The 361-nt window shown below is 72.9% G+C and carries 1 protein-coding gene; it reads left to right on the plus strand.

Translation table 11 applies throughout. The features are described from left to right. On the plus strand, positions 1–361 hold a 361-nt coding region (locus N826_RS39355; protein WP_044438139.1), incomplete at both ends, for an IS66 family transposase.

Here is a 361-nt window from a genome sequence, read left to right on the forward strand (position 1 = left end):
CGGGCGCTTCTGGGCCTATGCCCGTGACGACCGGCCCTGGCAGGGACCGGACCCGCCGGCGGTGATCTACGCCTATGCCAGCGACCGCAAGGGTGAGCGACCGGCTGGTCACCTGCGGGACTTCCGCGGGGTGCTGCAGGTGGACGGCTATGCCGGGTTCGAGCGGCTGGCTGCCGGCAACCGGGTCGTGCTGGCTGCCTGCTGGAGCCATGCCCGCCGACGCTTCTACGACCTGGCCGAAGGCGGCTCCCCGATCGCGGCCGACGCGCTGCGCCGCATTGCCCGGCTCTACGCGATTGAGGACCGCATCCGCGGCCGCACGGCCGATGAACGCCGACAGATCCGGCAGGCCGAGGCTGCC

It is taken from the genome of Skermanella aerolata KACC 11604, assembly GCF_000936425.1.
GTDB classification, from domain to species: domain Bacteria; phylum Pseudomonadota; class Alphaproteobacteria; order Azospirillales; family Azospirillaceae; genus Skermanella; species Skermanella aerolata.